Source organism: Arcobacter pernae (assembly GCF_049472135.1).
In the GTDB taxonomy this organism is placed as follows: Bacteria; Campylobacterota; Campylobacteria; order Campylobacterales; family Arcobacteraceae; genus Arcobacter_B.
Genome location: NZ_JBMOVV010000017.1, coordinates 21,700 through 29,453, shown reverse-complemented (window position 1 = coordinate 29,453; position 7,754 = coordinate 21,700). Strand labels below are relative to the sequence as shown.

Genomic DNA, 7,754 nt, shown 5'->3' with positions numbered 1-7,754 from the left:
ACTAAGCTTCCGCCTGTTGTTATATCAGACTGTGTATCATAACTTGTTGTAAGCGTAGCTACTCCTGTAACATCCACTCTATTTACCTCTACATCTACACTATTTACTTCTATTGCATTTGCTTCTGTGATATATACATCTGATCCACTATTTACTGTTATTTCATCTACTGCTGTATTTAAGTGATTACTTCCTTCACCTATTGTACTTCCTGTTTTTATCAATAACTCATTTGCTGTAATTAATGAACTTCCATCTATATCACTTAGTGTTGTTCCTGCATAAATACCTACATCTGCTGTTCCTGCATTTACGCTATCTGTAGTTACACTTCCATTTGTTGCTTCTATAATGATATTTCCATCATTAGTTTGGATAGTTGTTCCATCTATCATTGTTATTGAATTATTTGCAAGAACATCTATTGTTTTACTACTTGTTGATGTTGTTACATTTGCATTTAGGTTTACACTTCTTCCTGCGTTTAATGAAACATTACCTGTACTTAATAAGGCTGCTCCTATTGTGATATCAGATGCTGTTCCTATTGCTTGAAGTAATATATCTCCATCTGAACTTGTATTTGTTGTTATTGTTCCTGTTGTTGTAATTGTTCCTTCTTCTGTTACGATTACTACATCACCGTTTGTACCTTGTGAATTAATTGAAGAAATTATTAAGTCATCATCTTCTTCTAGGAATATATCTCCACTTGTTATATTTGTTAAAGAGATTGTTGATACATCTGTATCTATTTCATCACTATTTGTTCCTATTCCTGTTGTTGCACTTAATGTTGCTTCATTTGCTGTGATATTTGCATTTTCACTACTTAAGTTATCACTTATTGCTAATCCTGCTATTACTGTTACATTTCCTGTTGTATTGATAATTGCTACTTCTACATTTGAACTTGCGTTATATGTAATATTTCCTGCTGTTGAGTTTGTCTCTTTTATATCATTCATTATGATACTTCCAGATGTAGCTATTACACTTATATCTCCATTTACTGATGTAATATTTCCACTTTGTGTAATATCTCCTGAGTCAACAACAATATTTATTACACCATCACTACTATTTTGTGTGATTCCTTTTATTTCTAGTGTATCTGTTTCTTGTAGGTATATATCACCACTTGTATTATTTGTTAGTGTGATATTTGCTACTGTTGTATCTATATCATCAGAGTTTGTTCCAATTCCTGTTCCTGCTGTTATTGTTAATGATGTTGTTCCACCTAGGATATTTGACGCTTCACTACTTAAATTATCTAGTACACTTCCTCCTGCTGTTAATGTTACAGAAGCATCAGCTTCAACAATAGATAAAGAAATATCATTTGCAGCTGTAAGAGAAATAGAACCATTATTATTAGTTGCATCCATTGAACTGATTTTAGTTCCATCTATCATTAGAATACTTGCACTATTTGAAGTAATAGCTACTGCTCCACTTCCTTGTGCTAAAGTATTTGAAATATCTGCATTTATATTTACATTACCATCTGTAACTAAATTAATCTCTCCACCTACAGCTGTTATTGTATTATTAATATTAAGATCAGTATTTACTCCTGTATCTTTAGCTGTAATATTTAATGTTCCACTTCCTTTGATATCAATACCTGAACCATTTACATCACCTAACGCACTTGAAACAGTAGTTGCACTATCAAGAACTGTAATATCACCATTTTCAGTAGTAATTGTAGTATTACCTGTACCAGTTGCACTTGACTGAGATACTTTAATAATATTTACATCTTGAATACCAGTTGCTCCATTAGAAACATTAATATTATTATCAACAATATTAAGAATTACATTACCATCACCACTATTTTCAACAGATAAATTATCTATTAATAATGCTTGTAAATCCATTCCTGATTGTGCATATAAACTTAAAGTATTTGCTTTTATATATTCAGATTCACCAAGTTCACCATCATGTCCAAAGTTTTCATAATCTAACTGAACAATTTTTCCAGTTTGAGAATAGATACTAATATCTTCTAAGCTATCAGTAGTTCCTGCTGTAATTTGGTTATAAATTTCTACATTGCTATAGGCTTCAAGATGTAAATCACCTAATGTTTTAAGTGTATAATCACTAGTTACACCATCTTCAACAATAATCTTATTACCATATAAGTATGCAGTATCTAAGAATGTATATGCATTTGCATTCTTTTGCCCAAGGAAGATATCTCCTAATCCAAAGTCTGCTCTATCACCATTGTTGTAACCTATTTTGATAGAATCAAAACCATCTTTAATTAATGACATTTCAGTATAAGTAAGCTCTAAAACCTCATCAGGGTTTACAGCGTTATCCATCATACTAGCAATTTCAATATCAAAAGTTTTTTCTGCTGGTCTAATAGTTAATGTTCCATTATTTGTTGATTTTACAACACCTGCAAAGTCTACACTATTTCCTTCTAAGAAAATATCTCCTGTTACAGTAACTGTACCTTTGAAGTCAATGCTATCTGCATTTTCGATATATAAGTCACCATAAATTAAAATATCTTCTCTAAATGATACATCTCCTGATGCATCAATTTTTAAGTCACCATTAACTACTACTTCTTTATAGAAGTCAATATCTCTACCATTTACTTCTAAGTACTCTAAAGCGTCATTACTTCCAACTTTACCTGTAATATTTACATCAAGTTCAGCATCTACAATAAGCTTATCATCACCTGTTATACCATCACCATCTAAAGTATGAGATACATGATCTCCTAATGTGATATGAGAATCAACTGAAGTTATAACTACTGTATTATCAGTTTGTTCACTACCATCTATTTTAATAGAGTCATTAATATAAACAGAAGAATCAACTGTCATATCTGAACTAATTGTAGTAGTAAATCCTGAACCATAGATTTTTAAGCTTGAATCATCATTGATAACTAAATCTCTATTTACAAAAATCTCACCACCAATTTGAGGATTCATAATTACTAAATCATCTTGGAAAGTAATCGTTTCTACAGTATCGTCTTCATCTTTATCACCAAAGTAGATTTTATTTGCACTTGTACTGCTACCAATAATAATCTCTTCAAAACCATTTTCAAGGTTTGCAATTTCTGATTTATCTAACTGTAAAGCCTCAAGTAAAACAGGATCTGTAATATAATCTCCAATTGCAATATTTGCATATGGATTAATAGTTGAAATATTTAATACACCACCTGCACTTCTTACTGACTCATCAATATTAATATCAGATGAAATAATCTCAATATCTTCACCACTTGCATCAACTGCATCTGTAATTGTTTGTTCAGCATTATAAGCTAAAGTAGTTACATTTGTAGCTCCTGCTTTTGAACCTGCTTTTTCACTTTTTACTACTTCTACACTATCCATAGCTGTTACAAAGATTTCATCTCTATTTGCACTATACATAGTTAATTTTTCAGCATCAACTAATACAGTTAATGCAATCTTTTCTAAAAGTTCTCTTTTTGCTTGTTCTTCTTGTGTTTCAATACCAACAAATGGATCATCTATACTTCTACCACCGATATTCTCTTTAGCTTCTAAAGTTATCTTTCCTTCTGTTGTTTGAATATAAGCACCTGCAATACCTTTAAGAACTGTTCCATTTGCAAAATATTGTTGTTCTTCATAAGGTGTAGCATTTGCAACAACTATTTCACCTGTATTTTTATCAATATCAAATTTAAAGTTTTTAAACACCCAAACAAGGTCTTCATTGAAGTCATAATTATCATTTGCTGGATTATTTTCCATAACCCAATCTAAAGATGTAATATCATTTAAAATAGCCCCATTATTTGCAGCTATTAAAATATCACCTAAACCATTTACAAAAATGTCTTCTTTAAGTGTCACATCTCCTTGTTCTGTTGTAATACTTACACTTCCACCTGTTGTATTAATATCAGCATTTAATGTAAAGAAATTAGTTGTATCATTTCCTCCTGCGTATAGTGTAATATTTCCACTTGTTGAACTAATTCCATCTTTTTGTACAGTAATAGAACCATCAACAGTTTCTAAAGTAATTACACCTGAACCATCTTGAGTAATCTTACTAATTTCAATATCGTCTAATTCAGAGATTAAAATATCTCCTGTTGTACTATTTGTTAAAATTAACTCTTTTACATTAGTTTCGATAGCTTCAAATTCTCCACCACCAATACCATTGGCAGCGTTAATTTCAACAGTTTCATTTACAGCAACAATATCAATAGTACTATCTTCGCTATCATAAACATAACCACCACTATTTATAACAATAGCTGCTTGAGAACCTCCATTATCACTAAATTGACTTTGAAGTTTTCCAATAGTCATATCAGAGCCAGAAGTTAATGATAAAATTCCAGTTCCACTGTTAAATACAGTTTCTGCATTCATTTCAAGAACACCACTTCCACTGTTAATACTTACATTTCCAGCAGTATTTGTAATATCACCTTGTGCACTAAAGCTCATACCGTTTGAAGCGATTAAACTAATAGCACCATTTTCACTCTCAATTGAATTATTCAGAGTTAATGTTCCAACATTCATGCTAATAACAGCAGCATTAGTAGCTTCAATATTATCATTGTATACAACACTTCCACCAGCTGTAAGTGTTAAGTTAAAGTCTGTATTATTTTGGTCTAGTCTGTTTACAATTACATCATCAGTTTCATTTATAGTAACCTCACCATTAGCTTCAATATCTAAAGTATCTGCTTCTAGTGTTAAGTTAACACTTCCACCTGAACTTATTGTAACGTTAGCAGAATCAGTTAAACCAGTAATAATTACAGAACCTGTTGCCGTAATATTAATATCTCCAATTGAAGCATCATTTGTAAAGTTAAGTGTAATATCACCATCAATAACAATATCTAAATCTCCACCATTCATATCTAAACTAGAGATTGTTAAATCACCTGTTTGCTCAATAGTTACATCACCACTTCCTACTACATCTAAAACTAATGTATCTACTTTACTAATAACTGAGAAGTCATCTTGAACAGTAACATCTAAAGTACCAGCAGTAATTGTTCCTCCAAGAGTAATTCCACCAGTTGAAGCATCTAAAGTAACTTTTTTATCTGCATCTACAGTTAAGTCTGAAACAATTACTAAATCTTCCCCAGCAGTAAAGGCTAAATCATTCTTTCCATCACTACTAAATTTAGCAACTGTTAATGTTTCATTAGTTGTAATATCCACAGCTGTTGTTACAACTTCTGGAATAATTAATACCTTATCTCCTGTATATGTTTTTGCCTCATAACCAGCTGTATCTTTTTCAATTGTTGTAGCATCAACACTAACTCCATTTGGTTGAGTATTAGCAATCTCTATATCTACAAGAGATAATCCTCTGTTATTAGTATTTCCTGCTCCACTTAAACTAACATATGAAGTTGAAAGGTTTTTAATAAATACTTGAGAACCAAATACATCAACAGCTTGTTGTTCTTTATTAAAGATAGCTAAATCTTCAGCATCAGTTGGAGTAGCTGTCATTGCACTATTTTTAGAGTTGTTAATAAGCTCACTTATTATTCCTGCTGAGTTTAATACAATAGAAGTATTTGCTTTCTCTGCACCTGCATTTGCACCTGACTCAACATAATCAACTCTTAAATTACCAGCTGAACTTAAGAAAATATCATTACCACTAAACTGTGATTTATAATCTTCACTTGCTAATCCATCAGAAACATTAGACGCAGAAGTTAATCCTGAATCAACATTTGCAATAAAGCTTGTATAATCAGTATTCATATTAGAAGCTTCTGTACTAATATTTGTCTGTAACTCAGCTAGTTTTGTTGTAACTTTTGCTTCTGTTTTATCAACACCTTCTAAACTTAAGATAGCATATAAAGCTTCTTGCTTTTGAGTAACTATAGAACTATAAGTATCTTCTTTTGCATCATATGCATCTTGTGCTGCATTTACAGTTTCTTGTGCTGTTTCTTTTTCTGTAAGTTTATTATTATATGTTTCACTAGCTGAACTCATAGTATCAAATTTTGCTAAAGTGTTCACTCTTAAATCATCAATTAATGAATATTCACTTGTATTTAAAGTTGTTGTAGCTGTAGTTAAAGTACTATTATCTAAAGTTGCAGTAACTCTAGTAATACTTGATGAACTAAGAGAAGGAATAGTTCCTAAACTTGAAGTATTAGTTCCATCAGCTTCAATTGCTGTTTTATAAGCATCTACTTTAGAATTAAATGTATTTACAGCTGTATAGTAAGCATCTACTTTATCATGGTAAGTTTGAATACTCGTATTATAGTTTTTAGCTGCTGTAATATAATTAGATAATGCTGTTTCGTACTCAGTAACTGCCGCCTTATAGTCAGCTAATGCTGTAATTACATTTGTTTGTGCTGTTTCTATATTAGCTAATGCTGTATTTATTTGCGTTTCTGTAGCAGATGAAGATAATGAAGTATAGGCAGCTTGTGCTGTTTCTAATGCAGAGATTGCATCAAAGTAATCTACTACCTCACTTACAGATGAATCCGCATTTGCCATTGAAATTTTTGCAGTAGCTGTATCTAAAGCTGTTTTAGCCGATGTAATTGTACTACTATTAATATTTGAAAGTGCCGTTGTAACTGCACTTAATGCAGTATTTGCAGCAGATAATGCATCATCTGCTGCTGTTTTAGCAGTTCCAACTGCCGAAGCACTTCCAGAATATAATGCTTTTGCATCTGTATAATAAGTTTCTGTATCAGCTTTATATGTATCTATATTTAAATCATATGAATCTATATTAGTTTTATATGTATTTAAAGATGATGTATCATAAGCACTTAAGGCATTCTCAAAATTAGTATTTGCAGTTTTATAAGCTGCAAAATCTGTATCATATGTTGAAACTTTAGTACTGTAAGATGCTGGTATAGTATAAGAACTTGCATTTGAAATTAACGTTGAATAACTACCATCTCCTAAATTTAAAGCAGATAATAAACTATCTGCAACATTAGAGAATAAAGCTTTTCTATCTAATATCTTATCTTTTTCAATATGAATATCTCTTAACGATGTGTTATTTTCATCTGCTTCCCAATTTGTTAATGCAACTTTTACTTCATCCTGTGCATTTTGTTTTTCTAAATCAAACTCTGTTTTTACTAGTTTTAAAGCTTGTAAATCAGTTAAAGTATACTCTGATTTATAATAAGTAACTCTATCATTGATAATATTAGTTATTACTGCTGTTTGTAATTCCTCTGCTGAATTAAAATCAGCTAGAGCATTATCATATGCAGTTTTTAGAGGAGTAATTTCTCCTTCTATTGTCGTTAAATTTGAAGTTGCAGTATCTAATGCTGTTTTCTCTGCACTATCTGTTTGGAAATCAGATAAAGTTGATTTTGCCGTATCTAATTCTGTTTTAGCTGCATTTGCTTCGTTGTATAATGTTATAGCCTCTTTTAAAACAGATATTCCTTCATAAAGATCAACTGCACTTGTAATTAATTTACCTATTTGTGCTATTTCAAGAGCTTTTTCCATTGCTGTTTCATAATTTGCACTTGAGTAAGCTGTAGTGTATGCTGTTTTTAAAGCAGATAATGCAGTATCATCAATTTGTGAAATTCTTGAAGCATTAATAGCACTTGCATCTCCTGAATCTACAGCTGTAATTGCACTATAAACATCTAATGCTCCACCTGCTGTAATATCTATTTTTCCGTTATTTGCATAAACATTTTT

1 protein-coding gene (running past one end of the window) is annotated in these 7,754 nt (G+C 31.1%); it reads right to left on the bottom strand.

Translation table 11 applies throughout. The annotated features are described in order from the left end of the window. Positions 1-7,754, bottom strand: part of the annotated coding region (locus ACH5BF_RS13685) for a hypothetical protein (protein WP_423274823.1) (this coding region is incomplete at both ends). The annotated region continues 21,699 nt past the right edge of the window; 7,754 of its 29,453 annotated nt are in view.